Annotated in this window: 16 protein-coding genes and 1 pseudogene; 14 read left to right on the plus strand and 3 right to left on the minus strand. The window is 44.8% G+C overall.

The window, feature by feature from the left end:
- The 7 genes and pseudogenes from AB4513_RS13605 to AB4513_RS13635 all read left to right on the plus strand — a co-directional run.
- Positions 1–363, plus strand: a pseudogene (locus AB4513_RS13605) (electron transport complex subunit RsxC); the annotation flags it as partial.
- Complete coding sequence (gene rsxD, locus AB4513_RS13610) at positions 363–1,409, plus strand: electron transport complex subunit RsxD (RefSeq protein ID WP_009848649.1); 1,047 nt, start codon at positions 363–365, stop codon at positions 1,407–1,409. The pseudogene AB4513_RS13605 and the gene rsxD, both read left to right, overlap by 1 nt.
- Positions 1,410–1,423: 14 nt before the next feature.
- Positions 1,424–2,053, plus strand: a complete 630-nt coding sequence (rsxG, locus tag AB4513_RS13615) for an electron transport complex subunit RsxG (protein WP_009848650.1) — start codon at positions 1,424–1,426, stop codon at positions 2,051–2,053.
- The gene (locus AB4513_RS13620) at positions 2,053–2,745 is read left to right on the plus strand and encodes an electron transport complex subunit E (protein WP_009848651.1); all 693 of its coding nucleotides are present in this window, start codon (positions 2,053–2,055) and stop codon (positions 2,743–2,745) included. Before rsxG ends, AB4513_RS13620 begins: the two co-directional genes overlap by 1 nt.
- A 206-nt stretch (positions 2,746–2,951) precedes the next feature.
- Positions 2,952–3,587: an endonuclease III gene (gene nth, locus AB4513_RS13625; protein ID WP_009848652.1), complete on the plus strand. Its 636-nt coding sequence runs from the start codon at positions 2,952–2,954 to the stop codon at positions 3,585–3,587.
- 139 nt (positions 3,588–3,726) lie between these two features.
- On the plus strand, positions 3,727–4,143 hold the full coding sequence (gene gloA / locus AB4513_RS13630; RefSeq protein ID WP_004734046.1) for a lactoylglutathione lyase: 417 nt from the start codon (positions 3,727–3,729) through the stop codon (positions 4,141–4,143).
- A gap of 189 nt (positions 4,144–4,332) precedes the next feature.
- Positions 4,333–4,767 (plus strand): DUF2753 domain-containing protein, encoded by a 435-nt coding sequence (locus AB4513_RS13635; protein WP_012603530.1) that lies wholly within the window; start codon positions 4,333–4,335, stop codon positions 4,765–4,767.
- Between the two features lie 98 nt (positions 4,768–4,865).
- On the opposite strand, the gene motY is transcribed toward AB4513_RS13635, so the two are convergent.
- Positions 4,866–5,747 carry a flagellar protein MotY gene (gene motY / locus AB4513_RS13640; RefSeq protein ID WP_012603529.1) on the minus strand — a complete coding sequence of 294 codons (882 nt, stop codon included), beginning with the start codon at positions 5,745–5,747 and terminating at the stop codon, positions 4,866–4,868.
- 188 nt (positions 5,748–5,935) lie between these two features.
- On the opposite strand from motY, the gene rnt reads away from it, so the two are divergent.
- The 4 genes from rnt (at position 5,936) to AB4513_RS13660 (ending at position 14,023) form a co-directional block, all read left to right on the plus strand.
- Positions 5,936–6,580 carry a ribonuclease T gene (gene rnt / locus AB4513_RS13645; RefSeq protein ID WP_029222960.1) on the plus strand — a complete coding sequence of 215 codons (645 nt, stop codon included), beginning with the start codon at positions 5,936–5,938 and terminating at the stop codon, positions 6,578–6,580.
- Positions 6,581–6,644: 64 nt separating this feature from the next.
- On the plus strand, positions 6,645–7,970 hold the full coding sequence (locus tag AB4513_RS13650) for a Na+/H+ antiporter family protein (protein ID WP_009848745.1): 1,326 nt from the start codon (positions 6,645–6,647) through the stop codon (positions 7,968–7,970).
- 274 nt (positions 7,971–8,244) lie between these two features.
- Complete coding sequence (locus AB4513_RS13655; RefSeq protein ID WP_240798082.1) at positions 8,245–9,588, plus strand: response regulator; 1,344 nt, start codon at positions 8,245–8,247, stop codon at positions 9,586–9,588.
- 46 nt (positions 9,589–9,634) lie between these two features.
- Complete coding sequence (locus AB4513_RS13660) at positions 9,635–14,023, plus strand: transporter substrate-binding domain-containing protein (RefSeq protein WP_102257905.1); 4,389 nt, start codon at positions 9,635–9,637, stop codon at positions 14,021–14,023.
- Positions 14,024–14,065: 42 nt separating this feature from the next.
- Here AB4513_RS13660 and AB4513_RS13665 read toward each other — a convergent pair whose 3' ends face one another.
- The gene (locus AB4513_RS13665; protein ID WP_009848714.1) at positions 14,066–14,695 is read right to left on the minus strand and encodes a DsbA family protein; all 630 of its coding nucleotides are present in this window, start codon (positions 14,693–14,695) and stop codon (positions 14,066–14,068) included.
- A gap of 99 nt (positions 14,696–14,794) precedes the next feature.
- Positions 14,795–15,133, minus strand: a complete 339-nt coding sequence (locus AB4513_RS13670; RefSeq protein WP_009848715.1) for a Grx4 family monothiol glutaredoxin — start codon at positions 15,131–15,133, stop codon at positions 14,795–14,797.
- Positions 15,134–15,402: 269 nt separating this feature from the next.
- Here AB4513_RS13670 and sodB point away from each other — a divergent pair, with 269 nt between their 5' ends.
- The 3 genes from sodB to AB4513_RS13685 all read left to right on the plus strand — a co-directional run bounded on the left by sodB (position 15,403) and on the right by AB4513_RS13685 (position 17,700).
- Positions 15,403–15,987 carry a superoxide dismutase [Fe] gene (sodB, locus tag AB4513_RS13675; protein ID WP_004734050.1) on the plus strand — a complete coding sequence of 195 codons (585 nt, stop codon included), beginning with the start codon at positions 15,403–15,405 and terminating at the stop codon, positions 15,985–15,987.
- A 247-nt stretch (positions 15,988–16,234) separates the two neighbouring features.
- Positions 16,235–16,738: a VC2046/SO_2500 family protein gene (locus tag AB4513_RS13680; RefSeq protein WP_009848716.1), complete on the plus strand. Its 504-nt coding sequence runs from the start codon at positions 16,235–16,237 to the stop codon at positions 16,736–16,738.
- A gap of 278 nt (positions 16,739–17,016) precedes the next feature.
- Positions 17,017–17,700 (plus strand): SDR family oxidoreductase, encoded by a 684-nt coding sequence (locus AB4513_RS13685; protein ID WP_009848717.1) that lies wholly within the window; start codon positions 17,017–17,019, stop codon positions 17,698–17,700.
- The last annotated feature ends 47 nt before the right edge of the window (positions 17,701–17,747 follow it).

Here is a 17,747-nt window from a genome sequence, read left to right on the forward strand (position 1 = left end):
GCAATAGCTCGCGCTAAAGCGAAGAAAGCACAGCAAGCTAAGCAGGTCGAAGCAGAAGCAATCGCTCCTGAAGTAGAAGTGGAAGTGGAAGCTGAAATTCAATCAGAACCAGTGGATCCTAAAAAAGCTGCCGTTGCCGCGGCAATAGCTCGCGCTAAAGCAAGAAAGGCACAACAAGCGAAACAGGAAGAGTCAGCAGAAACACCTGAATCTGTGGTTGAACCTGTAGTTGAATTAAAGGCTGAAACTCAACAAGAACCAGTCGATCCTAAAAAAGCAGCGGTTGCTGCAGCGATTGCTCGTGCTAAAGCAAGAAAGGCGCAGCAAGAGCAAGACAAAAAGAATAATGAGGAGAAAGAGTAGTGGCCTTCTTTATCGCCAGCTCACCGCACGCGCACAATCGTAGAAGCACCCCTGATCTCATGAAATGGGTCGCTATTTGTGCATTGCCAGGTCTACTAGCTCAAACCTACTTCTTTGGATGGGGTACGCTCATCCAGTTAGTATTTGCTATTGCACTTGCTGTTACCTTTGAAGCCGCTGTAATGCTGCTAAGAAAACGCCCGCCAGTGATGGCATTGCGTGATTACAGCGCTGTTGTGACCGCTTGGCTACTCAGTGTCGCGATTCCGCCACACTCTCCGTGGTGGATTCTCGTGATAGGTATGTTCTTCGCGATTGTCATCGCAAAACACCTTTATGGCGGCCTTGGGCAAAACCCATTTAACCCTGCGATGGTGGCTTACGTTGTTTTGCTGATCTCATTCCCAGTTCAAATGACCAGCTGGAATGCGCCGACCAGTTTAACTGCTGAAGCTACGAGCTTTGTTGACTCCTTCTTGATGATCTTTACTGGTTTCAATAATGAAGGCTTGTCTTTACAACAAGCACGCCTTGGTATTGATGGCACCACGATGGCGACGCCACTCGATGCCTTCAAAACCGCACTAACGGCAGGTAACTCGGCTTCTGAAGCTCTGTCTCAACCTCAATTTAGCTGGTTAGCTGGCGTGGGTTGGGAATGGGTAAACCTTGCTTACCTTATTGGTGGCTTGGTGCTTATCAAGCAACGCGTGATTCAATGGCATATCCCAGTCGCGTTTCTGGGCAGCTTGACCCTATTTAGCCTAGTGTTCTTGATGTTCACTCCTGGCGAAACCGCATCACCGACCATTCATCTATTGTCTGGTGCGACTATGCTCGGCGCATTTTTCATTGCGACCGACCCAGTTTCAGCATCAACAACAGTGAAAGGTCGCTTAGTGTTTGGCGCTCTGATCGGCGGTTTGGTATTTATCATCCGCAGTTGGGGTGGTTTCCCTGATGGCGTGGCGTTTGCTGTATTGTTAGCCAACATGTGTGTTCCACTGATTGACTACTACACCAAACCTCGTACATACGGCCACTAAAGGGAGCGGATACCATGCTAAATGCAATTAAGAAAAACGGCCTTGTACTCGCGATTTTTGCGTGTGCTTCGACGGGTTTGGTCGCGGTAACTCACTACCTGACCAAAGATCAGATCAAACAACAAGAACAGGCTCAGTTACTGTCTGTGCTTAACCAAGTAATCACACATGATCTACACGACAACGAACTGTTTTCATCTTGCACTCTCGTTCAAACAGAAGAACTTGGTACTGAGCAAGCGATGCCGGCTTACATTGCTAAAATCAATGGTGAGCCGAGTGCGATTGCGATCGAAGCGATTGCCCCAGACGGCTACAACGGCGCGATTAAAGTGATTGTTGGAATGAAGATCGACGGTACTATTTTAGGTACTCGCGTGCTTTCTCACCAAGAAACTCCAGGTTTGGGTGATAAGATTGATTTGCGTGTGAGTGATTGGATTCTCTCATTTGCTGGTAAGCAAGTGACGGATTCTAATCTTGACCGTTGGAAGGTTCGTAAAGATGGTGGTGACTTTGACCAGTTCACTGGCGCAACCATTACGCCAAGAGCTGTTGTGAAGTCAGTTAAACAAGCGGTGCAATACGTTAATCAAAACAACCAAGCATTGCTTGCTCAACCTCTAAATTGTGGTGGTGAATAATGAGTGACCATAAAACACTGATCAAAAATGGCATGTGGGCCAATAACCCTGCCCTAGTGCAACTCCTTGGCTTATGTCCGCTGTTGGCTGTCTCTTCGACTGTGACTAACGCTCTTGGATTAGGTATCGCTACCTTGCTTGTACTAGTCGGCTCGAACGTGTCTGTATCTTTGGTTCGAAACCATGTGCCAAAAGAAGTGCGTATTCCAGTGTTCGTGATGATCATTGCTTCACTAGTAACCTGTGTTCAACTTCTGATGAACGCCTACGCGTATGGCCTTTACCTCTCTTTGGGTATCTTTATCCCGCTGATCGTAACCAACTGTATCATCATTGGCCGAGCGGAAGCCTTCGCGTCTAAAAACGAAGTTTTACCTGCAGCTCAAGATGGTTTCTGGATGGGTCTTGGCATGACATCGGTACTGGTTGTATTGGGTGCGATGCGCGAGGTTATTGGTAACGGAACCCTATTTGATGGCGCAGACCTACTCCTTGGTGATTGGGCTTCGGTGTTACGAATCCAGATATTCCAATTTAATAACAGCTTCTTGTTAGCCCTGCTACCACCCGGTGCCTTCATTGGTGTTGGTTTCTTGATTGCTTTGAAAAACATCATCGACAACCAAGCTAAATCTAGACAGCCAAAACAAGAAAAACCAGCTATTGAACGCGCTCGCGTTACCAATGCCTGATAAGTTACAGTAGCTTAAATCCTGCTGAGTAGCTCAACCGCTCAGCAGGTAAATAGATTGACCAAGTACACATAATAATGACGCTCATAAGAGCGCGTAACCGATGATAAAGCCTGAACCATTGCGAAACTTGTTATTTTAAAACGAGTAAGTTTGAAAGAACTTCGCTGGAACTCAAGCCCTAACTATTTGAAAGTAATGTCGCTATGAACAATGTAAAACGAGTAGAAATACTTGAGCGTTTGAGAGAAAACAATCCAAATCCAGAAACCGAGCTTAACTGGAACAGCTCTTTCGAGTTGCTAATCGCCGTGCTCTTATCTGCGCAGGCGACCGATGTCAGCGTCAACAAAGCCACTGATAAGCTGTACCCTGTGGCTAATACTCCACAGGCTATTTTCGACCTAGGTGTCGACGGCCTAAAAGAGTACATCAAGACCATCGGCCTATTTAATTCGAAAGCAGAAAACACCATCAAAACGTGTCGTATGCTGCTTGACCTACATAATGGTGAAGTACCGGAAGATCGTGCTGCGTTAGAAGCCCTTCCAGGTGTAGGCCGCAAAACAGCAAACGTAGTGTTAAATACTGCATTCGGTTGGCCAACCATTGCCGTTGATACTCACATCTATCGTGTATCAAACCGCACTAAGTTAGCAATGGGTAAAACGGTCGATGATGTTGAAGCTAAGCTGCTCAAAGTCATTCCAAAAGAATTCAAACTGGATGTCCACCACTGGCTCATTCTTCATGGACGTTACACCTGTGTGGCGCGTAAACCACGCTGTGGCAGCTGTATCATTGAAGACTTGTGTGAGTTCAAGGAAAAAACCGACGTCTAGGCTAGCTCTAAGCGAATGAAGCTAAGAAGCTAAGAAGCTAAGAAGCTAAGAAGCTAAGAAGCTAAACAGTGCCGCATTTTTCTAGCGGCATAAAACAGAATTACAAAAACGTATACATAATTAAAGCTAGGAGCAAATCATGTCAAACGGTCGTATTTTACACACTATGCTACGCGTTGGTGATCTAGACAAGTCTATCGAGTTCTACACCAATGTAATGGGCATGCAGCTATTACGTAAGAACGAAAACAAAGAGTACGAATACACACTGGCTTTCGTTGGCTTTGGTGACGAATCTCAAGGCGCTGTGATTGAGCTGACTTACAACTGGGGCACGACTGAATATGACCTTGGCTCAGCTTTTGGTCACGTTGCTATCGGTGTTGATGACATCTACACAACATGCGACGCGATTAAAGCAGCAGGCGGTAATGTGACACGTGAAGCGGGCCCTGTAAAAGGCGGCTCTACTCATATCGCATTCGTTAAAGATCCTGACGGCTACATGATTGAGCTTATTCAGAACAAACAAGCAAGTGCTGGTCTAGAAGGTTAACCCTTCGTAGCCTCTGCAATATTTGGCTATGGAATAAACACTATAAGCGAGCATAAAGCTCGCTTTTTTTGTAGCTCTATTAATAATCGATATTCTTTACTAATTATTACAACATTCTCACTGATGAAACTTTACATGATAATAATTATCATTTAAATTAAGTCCCCTATTGATTAGTGAGGTAACACAATGATTAGCGAATGGGAAAAACACACGTTACTTGCCGATACGGCATTGCAGCTCGACGATCCTGTACAGAGTATTCTTCACTATCAGCAAGCATTGAGTTTAAGCGAAAAAATTACTGAGCGTACCGATATCCAAGCGGACGAGCGCTTACTTATCTCTGTGATTTCTTGTCACAACCTCGCTCAGTTTTGGCGATGGGCCGGCGATACTGAATATGAACTCAAGTATCTCCAATTGGCTTCAGAAAAAGTACTGACACTGATCCCGCAATGTCCCAATACGCAATGTTCAAGCTTCATTGACTCAATTGGTTGCTGTAAGAAAGCCCTTATCGATTTCATGAAACGCCATCCCAACCCTAAAATTGCTTCTATGGTGGAAAAGATCGATACCGCGACCAACTGTGAAATGATCGCCCGCTTCCGCTTGAACTAAATAAATTACGTTTAAACAACGACTCAAATTTAAAATATAAAAAAGCCCGTCATCAGTGAAGACGGGCTTTGTCATTTCAAAACGAGCTATTGTTCAGCTTAAACCTGTGTGCGACCTAAAGAGATAACAACACGTCGGTTTTTGTCTTTACCAATTGGCGAGTTGTTGTCAGCAATTGGACGACGCTTACCATAACCTTGTACTTGAATACGGTCTTCTGGCAAGCCTAGAGATTTAAAGTACTCTCTTAATGATTCCGCTCTGCGCTCTGAAAGATTCTGGCTAATACCTTTGCTATCGACGGAATCGGTGTATGTAGCCACCAGCACAAGGTCGATGTCTTGGTTATAGCGAACATAGTCGGCAATCTGGCTGAGTCTCTTACGTGAAGACTTATTCAACTGATCGCTGTTACGATCGTAGTGCAAGATAGTAAAAGAGATATCTTCGAAGCTGTAAGGCAATAAGTTGGCGATACAGTCACTGAACACATTGTACTTTTCTTGGAATAATACCGATGATAGTGCAACTTCGATTCGCTGATCTCGGCTCTGCCATTCTTGATAGCTGAATGTCGGGTAACGCCCTTTCTCCAACTCACTCAAAATACCCCAAGCGGTTTGACCACCAACATAGCCATCAAATTGTTGGAAGAACTTAATGGTCGTCATGCGGTCAGCACTTTCGCCCGGACGCCAAGCTGGCGGCATAGAGATCAAGCTTACATTGCGTGTCGCCCCCATTGGGCGACGCATTTTAAGCTCAAAATCCAAAATGATTTTTTTACTCGCGCGAGATGAAAACTCAGCATCACCAAAGTTGGGGATAGGGTGAACCAAGCGACATTCTAATGGCGTGTTAGCCACCATCTCCCACGTCGACTGTAGAGGAGATGCTCCGTAACGCTTTTCTTGTGCCAATACCGATGACGACATAAGTAGCGAAAATAGCATTGAACCTGTTATGAGTTGTTTCTTCATAAAGTGGAGTATCTCTTAAGCAATTCGTTTAACAATGCAGCCAATTGCCGCATTTTTCCATCACGTTTGAATATGCAATTATTAAGCCGAAATAGGTCGGCTAATTTATGATTTATTGCCCTTCCCTAGTTTTTATCACTGCTATTATCTGCAATAATGCTGCCTTAATCACACATATTTGGGCTAACATGACTGTAGAAAACGAAGCTCTGACCCTTAAAAAACGCTTTCGTGGCTATTTCCCAGTGGTCATCGACGTGGAAACCGCAGGGTTTAACGCTGAAACCGATGCATTATTAGAAATCTGTGCCATTACACTAAGAATGGATGAGAACGGAGATCTGCACCCTGCATCAACGCTTCATTTTCACATTGAGCCTTTTGAAGGCGCAAATATAGAGCAGGCAGCATTAGACTTTAACGGAATTAAAGACCCATTTAGCCCATTACGTGGTGCTGTGTCGGAACAAGAAGCCCTTAAAGAAATCTACAAGCTTGTGAGAAAAGAACAAAAAGCTTCAGATTGCAGTCGCGCAATCATGGTCGCTCACAATGCTACGTTCGATTTAAACTTCGTTAATGCAGCAAGTGAGCGTTGTAAGCTTAAACGCGTCCCTTTCCATCCATTTGCAACTTTTGACACAGCAGCCCTTAGTGGTCTTGCCTACGGTCAAACCGTTTTGGCTAAAGCTTGCCGCACTGCGGGGATGGAATTTGACAACAAAGAAGCACACTCTGCTTTGTATGATACGCAAAAAACCACAGAGTTATTTTGCGGCATAGTAAACAAATGGAAAGCCCTTGGTGGTTGGCCTCTTGTTGACGAAGAATAAAAATAGAGTCGGTAAACGTTCACTCGTATTGCCTTCATAAAAAACACAACATCCCGAGAATAATATGAATCCTGTTGTAATTTCAGTTTGCATCATGCTTGTTTTAGCTTTGATGCGCGTAAACGTTGTCGTGGCTCTCACGTTCAGCGCAATTATCGGTGGCGTAGCCTCTGGTATGAGTGTGAACGATGCTGTAGCAGCGTTCGAAAGTGGATTAGGTGGCGGTGCAACTATCGCACTTAGCTACGCAATGCTTGGTACCTTTGCTGTTGCTATCTCTCGTTCTGGTATCACAGATCTACTTGCTCAAAGCGTCATTAAGCGCATTCACGGCAAAGAGAACAGTGCAGCATCGACCGGTCTAAAATACGGCATCCTTGCGTCTTTGATCTTAGTGACCATGTCTTCACAAAACGTGATTCCTGTACATATCGCTTTCATTCCAATCTTAATCCCACCTCTATTAGGCGTATTCGCAAAAATGAACCTAGACCGTCGTTTGGTTGCGTGTGTACTTACTTTTGGCCTGATTACTCCGTATATGGTTCTACCTATCGGTTTTGGTGGCATCTTCCTAAACAACATCCTGCTTAAAAACCTTCACGACAACGGTCTTGAAAACGTAGTAGCAAGCCAAGTACCAATGGCGATGTTGTTACCGGCTGCAGGCATGATCTTTGGTCTTCTTACGGCAGTATTCTTTACTTACCGTAAGCCTCGCCAATACAAAGAAACGTCTCATACTGTTGTTTCAACCGAAGTGAAAGAGATCAACAAGAAGCACATCCTAGTGGCTGCTGCGGGTATTGTTGCTGCACTAACGGTTCAACTATCGACAGGTTCTATGATCATCGGTGCTTTGGCTGGTTTCATGGTATTCACCTTCGGTGGTGTAATCGCTTGGAAAGAGACACACGATGTCTTCACTAAGGGCGTTCACATGATGGCAATGATCGGTTTCATCATGATTGCAGCGGCAGGTTTTGCAGCAGTAATGAAGCAAACCGGTGGCGTTGAATCTTTGGTTGAAGCGCTTTCAACAAGCATTGGTGACAACAAGCCTCTAGCAGCACTGCTTATGCTCATCGTTGGTCTATTGGTAACCATGGGTATCGGTTCTTCGTTCTCTACGATTCCAATCCTTGCAACTATCTACGTTCCACTAGCAGCAGCATTTGGTTTCTCTCCTATGGCAACGATCGCTCTAGTAGGTACAGCTGCAGCGCTTGGTGATGCTGGCTCTCCAGCTTCTGACTCAACCTTAGGTCCAACATCGGGTCTTAATGCTGATGGTCAACACGAGCACGTATGGGAAACCGTAGTACCGACGTTCCTACACTACAACATCCCACTGATCGTATTCGGTTGGATTGCAGCCATGGTTCTGTAATTAGGTTCTGTAGTTAAAGAATCCTACGCTCACTTTTATAAAGACCGCCTCGTGCGGTCTTTTTTGTATATAGTATCTTTCCCCTTTTATTTCTAACTTTAGAAACACGCTAACCTTCTGAACCAACATCACTCCCTATACATTATTCCGTACGTATTGATGTGCAACTTGTGGCTATTCATTGAATTCATTCCTACACTTAAGTGTTTAATAAATAAGCCGCTAATTCATAGACGACAAAGTGGCAAGGCTCAATACGTCAGAAGGCTACTATATGGATATACTCGCCCGATCGCGCTACCTCATCGTTGATGACAGCAGCGTCATTCAAAGTGCTACCCGCGCACTACTTATCAAGTTAGGCGTGCCTAACAACAATGTGATTAGCGCATCCAATGCACAAAACGCGATTGAGGCTTGTCGCGCACATCGATTCGACATCTTATTAATTGACCACGATTTAGGCTCAGGAAGCAATGGCTTGCAGTTGCTTGAGTTCTTGCAGCAAAAAGAATTAATCCGGCCACAAACGATCGTCTTTATCGTCACAGGCAATGACAGCCAAGATACCTTCTTTGGTTATGCTAACTTAGAACCTGATGGTTATTTGATTAAGCCAATACGTGCAGATGACATCATAAAAAGAGTCACATCCGCACTCTCTCGGCAGCAATACTTTTCGACATTAGAGCAGGCCTTTTTAAAGAATGACCTCAATGCGGTAAAGCCACTCTTTGGCAAAGCCCCTGATCCGTCGACACTGAAAGATGCCATTATTTATATGGCGAATATTCTGATAAAAAACCAACAACTCGATGACGCACAAGCCATGTTGAATGGGCTATTGCAGCTCCATGATTACCTGCCCGCTAAAGTTAAGCTCATTGAAATACATATCCTCAAGCAACACTATCACGACGCACTCCGTCAAATCGATGGCCTAATAGAAAGCAACCCTCGCAATATCAAACTTCAGCAACTTAAGGTCAAGATCTGTCTCAATACCAGTAATTTCGAATCAGCGAGCGAACTGATTGACCAAGTACTCACCGTGAACAGCAGTAATATTGAGTTAACCAACACCATGGTCTGGCTGCAGTTGCTAGATAAAAATGTCACACAAGCGACCCAACATCTCAAATCTCTCGCACAACTCATTCCTCACTCAATTTGGGATTCTACAGGTAAGCGAGCACTCATCTTATGGGCGGATAGTTTGGCGCTCACCCACGAAGAACTAACACTTTGGAAACCTGAAGCGACTTGGCAGAGGCTTTCTCACTCTGAAAAGTCTTACGCATTGAGCAAGCCGCTTCTAAAGCTTTGTCGTACCTTACAACTGATTCAACTCGATCAACATGAGGTTGCGACAGAGTGCATTGAGAGTATTTCGATAAACGAGTTTTCAGGCAATGATGTCGACGCGTTCTTCTTGTTGGCGCTGTGTTATCAAGCCTTAGGATTACAAGACAAAGTCGTTCAAATAAAGCGCCAAATTGACGTTCATTTAAAAGCGGATCACACGAACCTTGCTCTACTTCAACGTATGGCATTGCAGCAAGCTGATAATTTTTCACTCCCCACACTAACTAAAGCCCCTTTGGCTGCCGTTAGTTAAGCATGGCGATACTCTAAAATCAGCAAGCAAACGACAGGATGTCTTTATGCAAAACAGCGCTTCAAAAACGAAAACGTGGTGTGTCGCCTTTTTATTGAGTTGTCTTTCACTGTTGATGTGGCCACTGCTCACCTTTGCCGAAAACACCCCACCAGGGAACACATCACCCGCTAGCTCCTTAGCAAGCAAAACAGGGAACTCATCGAGTGACCAAGTCATATTGCGGGTTGGTCTGCCTTCTTACGACATGGTCCCCTACAGCTATCAACATAAAACTCCCTCAGGCAACACTGTTTCTGAAGGGCTACTCATCAGTATGTTGGATCAGGTAGCGGTAAATGCAGGTTTCCAATATCAGATTAAGTTGTATTCAACATTTAGTGATGTACTGAGTGCATTCGAAAGAGGTGAATTAGATCTGCTAGTCGGCGTCTCTTCGACCAAGGAGCGCCATAATTACATGACTTTTAGTGAGCCGATGTTTTCCATAAGACGAGCGGTGATTACCCAAAATAGAAAAATAAACGATTTAGGTGCGTTGGCAACCGCCAACCTAGCATTGGAGAAAGGGTTTGCGCTCAATGATCTTCTTCCTAGCCTGCTTCCTGATAGTCGAATTACCACATTAGACAGCACGCAAGCGGCATTCACGGCGATTCAGGAGAATAGCGTGGATGCGTACATTGGCGATGCGCTTGCACTTTCTGCGTTATTGCAAGAACAGCCTCGAGACTCACTAACATTATCTGTACTTCCTGACCTTCCCGCAGATCACTTGCATTTCGCGGTCAAAAAAGGAAAGCACAGATTGCTTAGCCGAATCAATTTCGCTTTACAGGACATTAAGGTAGGTTCACTGCAATCTATCTACAATCAATGGCTTGCTCCATCGCAACATTCGATGCTGCTGAACTATGGAACATTGAATTTAACCCAAGATGAAAAGAACTGGCTCGACAGCAACCCTTCCATCCCCGTAGGCACACACTCCAATTGGTACCCTTACGACTTTACCAATGAGCAACAGCAACACTCAGGCTTATCTGCTGACATCTTAAACCTAATAAGTAATGTGCTTGGCGTGTCATTCGAAAGTACCACTTACCTAACACCAGAAGCGGCCGAGGTCGCGTTCAATAATGGTGAGACAATGGTGCTAACCAACATCACACCAACCACAGATAAAGCCCGATACATGGACTTCACTCAAGCTTACAGTTTTGAACCTTGGGTGTTATTGAGTCGCTCTGATCGCTTAGGCAACTTTGCGCCAAGTGGCACCGAAGCTGTTGGTGTGATTGAAAATTCTGGAGGCTCAACAGTTCTGCCTTCTCTCTGCCTTACTTGCCTAGCCGTCCCTTACATCAATCACGTCAGCGCTTTCCAAGCATTACAGAAAGACGACATCAGTTTCGCGCTTGCTTCACTTCATCATGCTGCACCTTTATTGCATCAAGACTATGTAGGGCAATTCAAAATCACTGGCACCATTAATGAGCAAAACAGCGCACCACTAGCTCTCGCAGTGAACTTCCGCCATCCCATGCTGTTGAGTATTCTCAACAAAACCATTGGAGCACTGCCTGCCAATGAATTAGAGCGCTTGGAAAGCAAATGGTTAACCTATGAATACCAAGAAGGCTTATCACCACGCGAAGTCGCTAAATGGTCGGTGATCATCGGGCTTGGAATCTTTGTGGTCATTTTCGTGATCGTATTTTGGAACCGAAAAATGGCGGCTGAAATCGAGCAGCGAAAGATCGCCGAGCAGAGAGCAAAAGCAGCAGAAGCCCATTTGCAAACGCTGGCCGACAACATTGATGGGGTCGTGCTTAAACATATTCAAACGCACCCTCGACAGCCTTTAGATATCCGGTTTAGCTTTGTCAGTGCAGGTGTAAGCGATATGTTCGGCTTATCCGTGGATAACGTAAAAGAGCACCCTCAACACCTGTTTAATCTGATCTCAGAAGATGACTTGCCCCAGTTTGAAACCAGTATGCTCGAAGCTATTGAAACCGGGCATTGGGAAAATGAACAGCGAATGCAGTTAGAATCAGGTCAAACTAAATGGGTGAAATTTAATAGCCAAGTATCGAACAGCAAAACCATTGAGTGGAATACGGTGATAACAGACATCACCCTACTAAAAAAACAACAGCAAGCTTTAGACAACGCACGCCAAAAAGCAGAAAGTGCAACGGCTGCAAAGTCGCAATTCTTAGCGACCATTAGCCACGAGGTTCGCACCCCGATTAGTGGGATCTTAGGGCTGTTGGAATTAATGCAGGAACATCAGCTGAGTGAAGAGTTACTGAACTTACACGGTGGATTGAATCAGTCAGCTCGGAACTTACTGCACATCGTTAATGACGTACTCGATTACTCCAAGATTGAAGCCGGAAAATTGGATCTTAACCCGACCGAAATTGAGCTCGGCAAAGTACTTGCCCGTATCGTGCAACCGCAATCCATTCATGCACAGCAAAAAGGCTTAGCCTTCCACTATTGGCAAGACCCAAACCTCGCTCAGTGGTTGTTTGCAGACGATATACGACTCCATCAGATTCTAAACAATTTCCTTAACAATGCGATTAAGTTCACCGAACATGGCACTATTTCATTGCATATTGATGTGATTGAACAGAACGAACATCAGCAGAAAGTTAGCCTCACGGTTTCCGACACGGGCATCGGCATCCCGAAAGACAGACAACAAAGCTTGTTCCAACCTTTTGAACAAGTCGACAAAACCACTAGCCGCCGTTTTGGTGGCACAGGGCTTGGACTGTCTATCGCTTTGAAATTGATAGAACAGATGGATGGCAACATAGAACTGTCGAGTGAAGAAGGAAAAGGCAGCCACTTTACTGTTACCGTTACCCTCCCAACTTGTACTCCTGAACATGCAGTAAGCAACGCTTTGGCTCTACGACAAACGCTGATTTTTCCTTCAGAGGGTGAGAATTCTATTGAGCTAGATGTCGGTAATCACTCAAACGAGGTATACGTCGTCGGCTACGTTCTGCAACAAAAAGAGCTGTGTCGATATCTGAAACACTTCGATCTTGAACCAAAAGTTCTGCACATTAATCAAAAGCACCTACTCAAAGAGATGGTCGTCAAACATCAGCCCAAACACATCTTTGTCGCGATGTCGGTTTGGCAACAACTGGCGATTAGCGATGCTTGGATTCAGCAGCATACGGGTTCAACACGCTTCACCGTAATCAACCAAAACCCAATGCTCTCACCAGAGCCTTTAGGTAACTCTTGGTGCTTATCGGTGAATCCGCTGCTGCCCGATAACCTTGTTCATGTTTTAACGAAACCCGTCAGTCACAACAATCTAATCTCATCATTAGACAACGAAACCAAAGCGCCTATCGCCATCGAGACTCGCGAACAAGCCGAGAGTAATGGCCGACTGATTCTTGTTGCGGAAGACCACCCGATCAATCAGCAAGTCATCGCCAAGCAGCTCGAGAGTATTGGTGTCCACGCTGATATTTTCGATAACGGAGTGCTAGCGCTGAATGCTTTAAAAAATAAACGTTATGGTTTGCTTCTCACCGATTGCCATATGCCGGAGATGGACGGTTACACGCTTGCCTCAAGCATTCGTCAGATAGAACAACGCAATGAAGAACTAAATCAAGAAACTCAAAAGTTGCCTATCGTCGCGTTGACGGCGAATGCGGTTCAGGGTGAAGATGCCAACTGTTATGCACACGGCATGGATGATTTCCTAGTTAAACCTGTTTCCATTAAGCAAATGAAGCTGACCATTGAAAAATGGCTACCCGCAATCCACGATTTAGATCCGACGCTTGAAACCGATATTTCTGATGCAGAAAAGCCAGACTCGCAAAATCAGGACACAAGCTCTTCGTCAAACGCTTTACCTGCAGCTCAAGAAACCAATGAGTTTTCGATGCTGTTCCAAGGCATTGAACAGAGCTTTGCGGAATCGGCAGAAAATAACAACTCAGAGACAATCGAAGATGTTGACCCCACTGTCCCTCAAGATTCACCCAACGAGACCAATAGCCCCATCATCGACTACACCGCACTCTACGATCTATTTGAAGATCACGATGTGGTGATGACCTTACTCGACGAGTTTGCCGCAAGTTTTATTGCAGATAATGAACAGATAAAAGCGCAGTGGGCTAATAAGGAATATAAGGGACTAAAAACCACATCACACCGACTCAAAGGTGCCGCTAAAATGGTGGCATGTGACGCGATGGCTTCTCCGCTCGCAATCATTGAAGCACAAGCAAACGGCCTAGTAACCGAAGCCACAGAATTAGATCAAGTCGAATCAGAAATTGAAGCATCAATCTCGGAAGCAACTAACACATTCGAACGGTTTACAGAGGAGATAAACCAACTACGTCAGACAAAAGAAAAGGCTTACTCTTATGAGTAAGCCTTAGAGGTTATTGCGTCAATACAGACAGCTCTCGCTGGATTATACAGCGGGAGCGTTATTCACTAGAATTTCGCGAATAGACTTGAGCGTCGCTTCAGTTGAATGGTAATCCAATTCAACTTCGCTAAAGATACCGTTTACCTCAAGCATTAAGGTTGGGTAAGAATGCACACCCATCGCTTCTTTAAAACCTAACTGGTCATCTAACTCGCTTTCCAATAGCTTACTAGAAAGGTCATTTTCAAACTGTTGTACATTCATCCCTAGCTCTTGAGCTAACTGCAAATGCGTTTCTTGGCTATGAGGCAGCATCGCACGAAGGTAGTAAGCGTGTTGGATCGCTTCAAGCATTGCTTCGTAGTGATCTTGAAAGCCAGCAGCGATCACTGCACGACACGCTGGGTAAGTGCTGCGAACTGGTTGGCATTCAGTCCAAAACTCATGATTAAATTCCGTACCCAGCTTAGCTTCAATCTGCTTCCAAATCGCTTGAAGCTTGCCTTTCATCTCTTCTGACATCGGCTCTTCAGAATCCGGAGCCAAACCACCGACTACGTAGCTAAACTCAATGCTCGCTGGCAATTGTTGTTTTAATAACTCAAGCGTTGGCTTGTAGCCCCAACACCAGCTGCACATTGGATCATGCACATAATGAAGTTTTACGTTCATTGTTCATTCCTTATCGAGTCTTTGTTGAACCATTCAAACGAAAAAAGGAGCCTAATTAAGGCCCCTTCCATTCAATATTTAAGCACCAAGGCCTAAAGCTTACTCAGCGTCGTCGCCAGCTACTTTAGCAGCGGCTTCTTTAACGATTGGCTGAAGCTCACCCTTTTGGAACATCTCAAGAATGATATCACAACCACCGATTAGCTCACCTTCAACCCAAAGTTGTGGGAACGTTGGCCATTGTGCGTAAGCTGGAAGCTCTGCACGGATATCAGGGTTTTGTAGGATATCTACGTAAGCAAATTTTTCACCACATGCCATTAGCGCTTGAGACGCTTGAGAAGAGAAACCACAGCTAGGTAGCTTAGGAGAACCTTTCATGTACAGTAGAATAGTGTTTTCTTCAATTTGCTGTTTGATTTTATCGATAGTTTCCATTGCTTCCTCGTTAATGGATTACGGCTTTCATTGCCTTTATTCTACCCCAAACCAAAAGAATAAAAACCATATAAAAAAAGAGGTTAACCAGTTAAGCTAACAATTCACACAAAAGTGATGAATTAAGCTTTTAATAAAGTAAAAACTTGCTAAACTATATCGCAAGTCCGCAAATTGACCGTGGTTGGCAATATAGCGAGCCATGAATAATAATATCACTGGAAGCAATCGAAAGAGTTAACTCTTTCATATCAATGGAGAATTGAGCAATGGCATTTGAACTACCGGCTCTTCCTTACGCGAAAGACGCGCTAGAACCACACATCTCAGCAGAAACGCTAGATTTCCACCACGGTAAGCACCACAACACTTACGTTGTTAAGCTAAACGGTCTTATCCCAGGTACTGAGTTTGAAGGCAAAACACTAGAAGAAATCGTTAAGACTTCTACTGGTGGTGTTTTCAATAACGCTGCTCAAATCTGGAACCACACGTTCTACTGGCACTGTCTTGCTCCTAAAGCAGGCGGCGAACCAACAGGCGCTGTTGCAGAAGCGATCAACGCTGCATTCGGTTCTTTCGAAGAATTCAAAGCGAAATTCACTGATTCAGCAATCAACAACTTCGGTTCTTCTTGGACTTGGTTAGTTAAGAAAGCTGACGGTTCTCTAGACATCGTTAACACCTCTAACGCTGCGACTCCTCTAACAGAAGAAGGTGTTACTCCACTTCTAACTGTTGACCTATGGGAACACGCTTACTACATCGATTTCCGCAATGTTCGTCCTGACTATATGGCAGCATTCTGGAACCTAGTAAACTGGTCTTTCGTAGAAGAAAACCTAGCTAAGTAATTATTACTTACGCTGCGCTATTTATAGCGAGTTATCTATTGAAAGCTCATGCCTCGGCGTGAGCTTTTTTGTATCTGTCGTATTCTAATCAATGAGAACATTGCGAAACGAACTAGCAGATCGAGCCGACTTTTCAACCTATTCTTACCTTTCTCAATCGCCCTACATAAATTCGTTATTTGGCTGTAATTAAACTCTAAAGTTTGCCAACTCCATGCCGTTAAAGGTGTATCCAATGAGAGGCAGCATGCAAATACATACTTTAGACAAAGCAGGAATCATCAACGAACTGAAGTTCGGCATCGGGATCAGCCAAGCGGTTGAGCAAGGTCGCCGTGCAGATTTTGCGTTGCTGTTATCTATGTTTTCTAATGATGTTCGCGACTGTACTCCCATCGACACCATTGACGTCACTAAAACGACTGAAGATCGCCTACGTAAGCAATTTGGCGTAGCAGAACCGCAACAACTGCGTTCAAACCAATCGTCGTATGAAATTTCAGCGCAACAATCGAATCACTTTCATCAAGCTAGCCTTGCCAGCGCCAAGCTAAGCCACTACTTGAAGCCTGAAGCACTTGCTTTCATGCCAGAAGATACCGCCGACTTCCCTGAAGAGGTTTACCAAAACCTTTCTGGTCATGACCGGCGTAAACTGGCAAGTAAACAGTTACCTGATTTACCAAATGCGACGCTCTACAACGAGCTGTCGACAGCTCAACGTCAGTATCAGATTCAGGCGCAAGTATAGCCGCCGCCTAGCCTTCCTCTTTCTCGCTCAATATTCGCGACTACTCTTTGTTCGATCTCGCTTTTTTAATTATTGATGCAGGCAATATGAACCATCACCTTTGGTCATCATCAAAACCGGAGATGTCGGTTAACACTTGAAGTTACTGCAAAATGTGACCTGCCACAAAGTTCATAAAAAGTTATCAATGGGTACACCTTAGTTTGAGCCAATTCACACCCGCTGTATGAAATTTAACCCATCCTTATCCAACATGGACGATTTGCTTAGGTACTGGGATGGAAATAAAAAGCTCAATTATATTGGTAACATCTGCCGGCTCGCGATTGGGAGGAACGATTGCGAATCACTTTGTTAACCTTGGAGCCACTGTCATCCTTTGTGATAAAGACGCAAAAGCACTTCAGGCGACTTATTTACAATGTGCCCGCTTCTCCGACTCTGTTTACCATTACACGCTCGAAGGGAATGACAGCCAAGCTATCCTCAGCGTGTATGATTTTATTCAAACCACCTTCAACACGACGCCCGATGTTCTGGTCAACAATTGGATAAGTTCCCCAATGCCTAGTCTAATTGGCGATCAGCCTGTCAGTAGCTTTATCAATGATCTGTCTGCTATGGCATCGACCCTTTTCGCATTTGGGCAAATCAGTGCAGAGAGATTACGAGAGCAAGACAAAGAAGGCGTGATTGTGAATGTAATATCTCACGATGACTTTCATGATGTGTCAGGCTTAGAGAGCGCAAACTCCATGATTACCGGCTTTACCCATAGCTGGGCGAAAGAGCTGACGCCATTTGGTATTCGAGTCGGCGGTGTTGTCCCTGCTGTTCATAACTCCGAAGGCAAGCTCAATGGGTGTCACTGGGCACAGCTGCAAGACGAACTGACCAGAACAACGGAATACATTGTCTCTAATGATTACTTTAGTGGACGGGTTGTAGCTGCAGAGGTGTAAGCGTCTGCAGAGGTGTAAGCGTCTGCAGAGGTGTAAATGGATAATAA

Origin of the sequence: Vibrio sp. 10N.222.54.E6, assembly GCF_041473955.1 — a bacterium.
GTDB classification, from domain to species: Bacteria; Pseudomonadota; Gammaproteobacteria; order Enterobacterales; family Vibrionaceae; genus Vibrio; species Vibrio tasmaniensis_A.

Bases quoted from the DNA above. Each gene is read 5' to 3' on its own strand.
- rsxG (WP_009848650.1), top strand. From the start codon at position 1,424: ATGCTAAATGCAATTAAGAAAAACGGCCTTGTACTCGCGATTTTTGCG.
- AB4513_RS13620 (WP_009848651.1), top strand. From the start codon at position 2,053: ATGAGTGACCATAAAACACTGATCAAAAATGGCATGTGGGCCAATAAC.
- nth (WP_009848652.1), top strand. From the start codon at position 2,952: ATGAACAATGTAAAACGAGTAGAAATACTTGAGCGTTTGAGAGAAAAC.
- gloA (WP_004734046.1), top strand. From the start codon at position 3,727: ATGTCAAACGGTCGTATTTTACACACTATGCTACGCGTTGGTGATCTA.
- AB4513_RS13635 (WP_012603530.1), top strand. From the start codon at position 4,333: ATGATTAGCGAATGGGAAAAACACACGTTACTTGCCGATACGGCATTG.
- motY (WP_012603529.1), bottom strand. From the start codon at position 5,747: ATGAAGAAACAACTCATAACAGGTTCAATGCTATTTTCGCTACTTATG.
- rnt (WP_029222960.1), top strand. From the start codon at position 5,936: ATGACTGTAGAAAACGAAGCTCTGACCCTTAAAAAACGCTTTCGTGGC.
- AB4513_RS13650 (WP_009848745.1), top strand. From the start codon at position 6,645: ATGAATCCTGTTGTAATTTCAGTTTGCATCATGCTTGTTTTAGCTTTG.
- AB4513_RS13655 (WP_240798082.1), top strand. From the start codon at position 8,245: ATGGATATACTCGCCCGATCGCGCTACCTCATCGTTGATGACAGCAGC.
- AB4513_RS13660 (WP_102257905.1), top strand. From the start codon at position 9,635: ATGCAAAACAGCGCTTCAAAAACGAAAACGTGGTGTGTCGCCTTTTTA.
- AB4513_RS13665 (WP_009848714.1), bottom strand. From the start codon at position 14,695: ATGAACGTAAAACTTCATTATGTGCATGATCCAATGTGCAGCTGGTGT.
- AB4513_RS13670 (WP_009848715.1), bottom strand. From the start codon at position 15,133: ATGGAAACTATCGATAAAATCAAACAGCAAATTGAAGAAAACACTATT.
- sodB (WP_004734050.1), top strand. From the start codon at position 15,403: ATGGCATTTGAACTACCGGCTCTTCCTTACGCGAAAGACGCGCTAGAA.
- AB4513_RS13680 (WP_009848716.1), top strand. From the start codon at position 16,235: ATGCAAATACATACTTTAGACAAAGCAGGAATCATCAACGAACTGAAG.
- AB4513_RS13685 (WP_009848717.1), top strand. From the start codon at position 17,017: ATGGAAATAAAAAGCTCAATTATATTGGTAACATCTGCCGGCTCGCGA.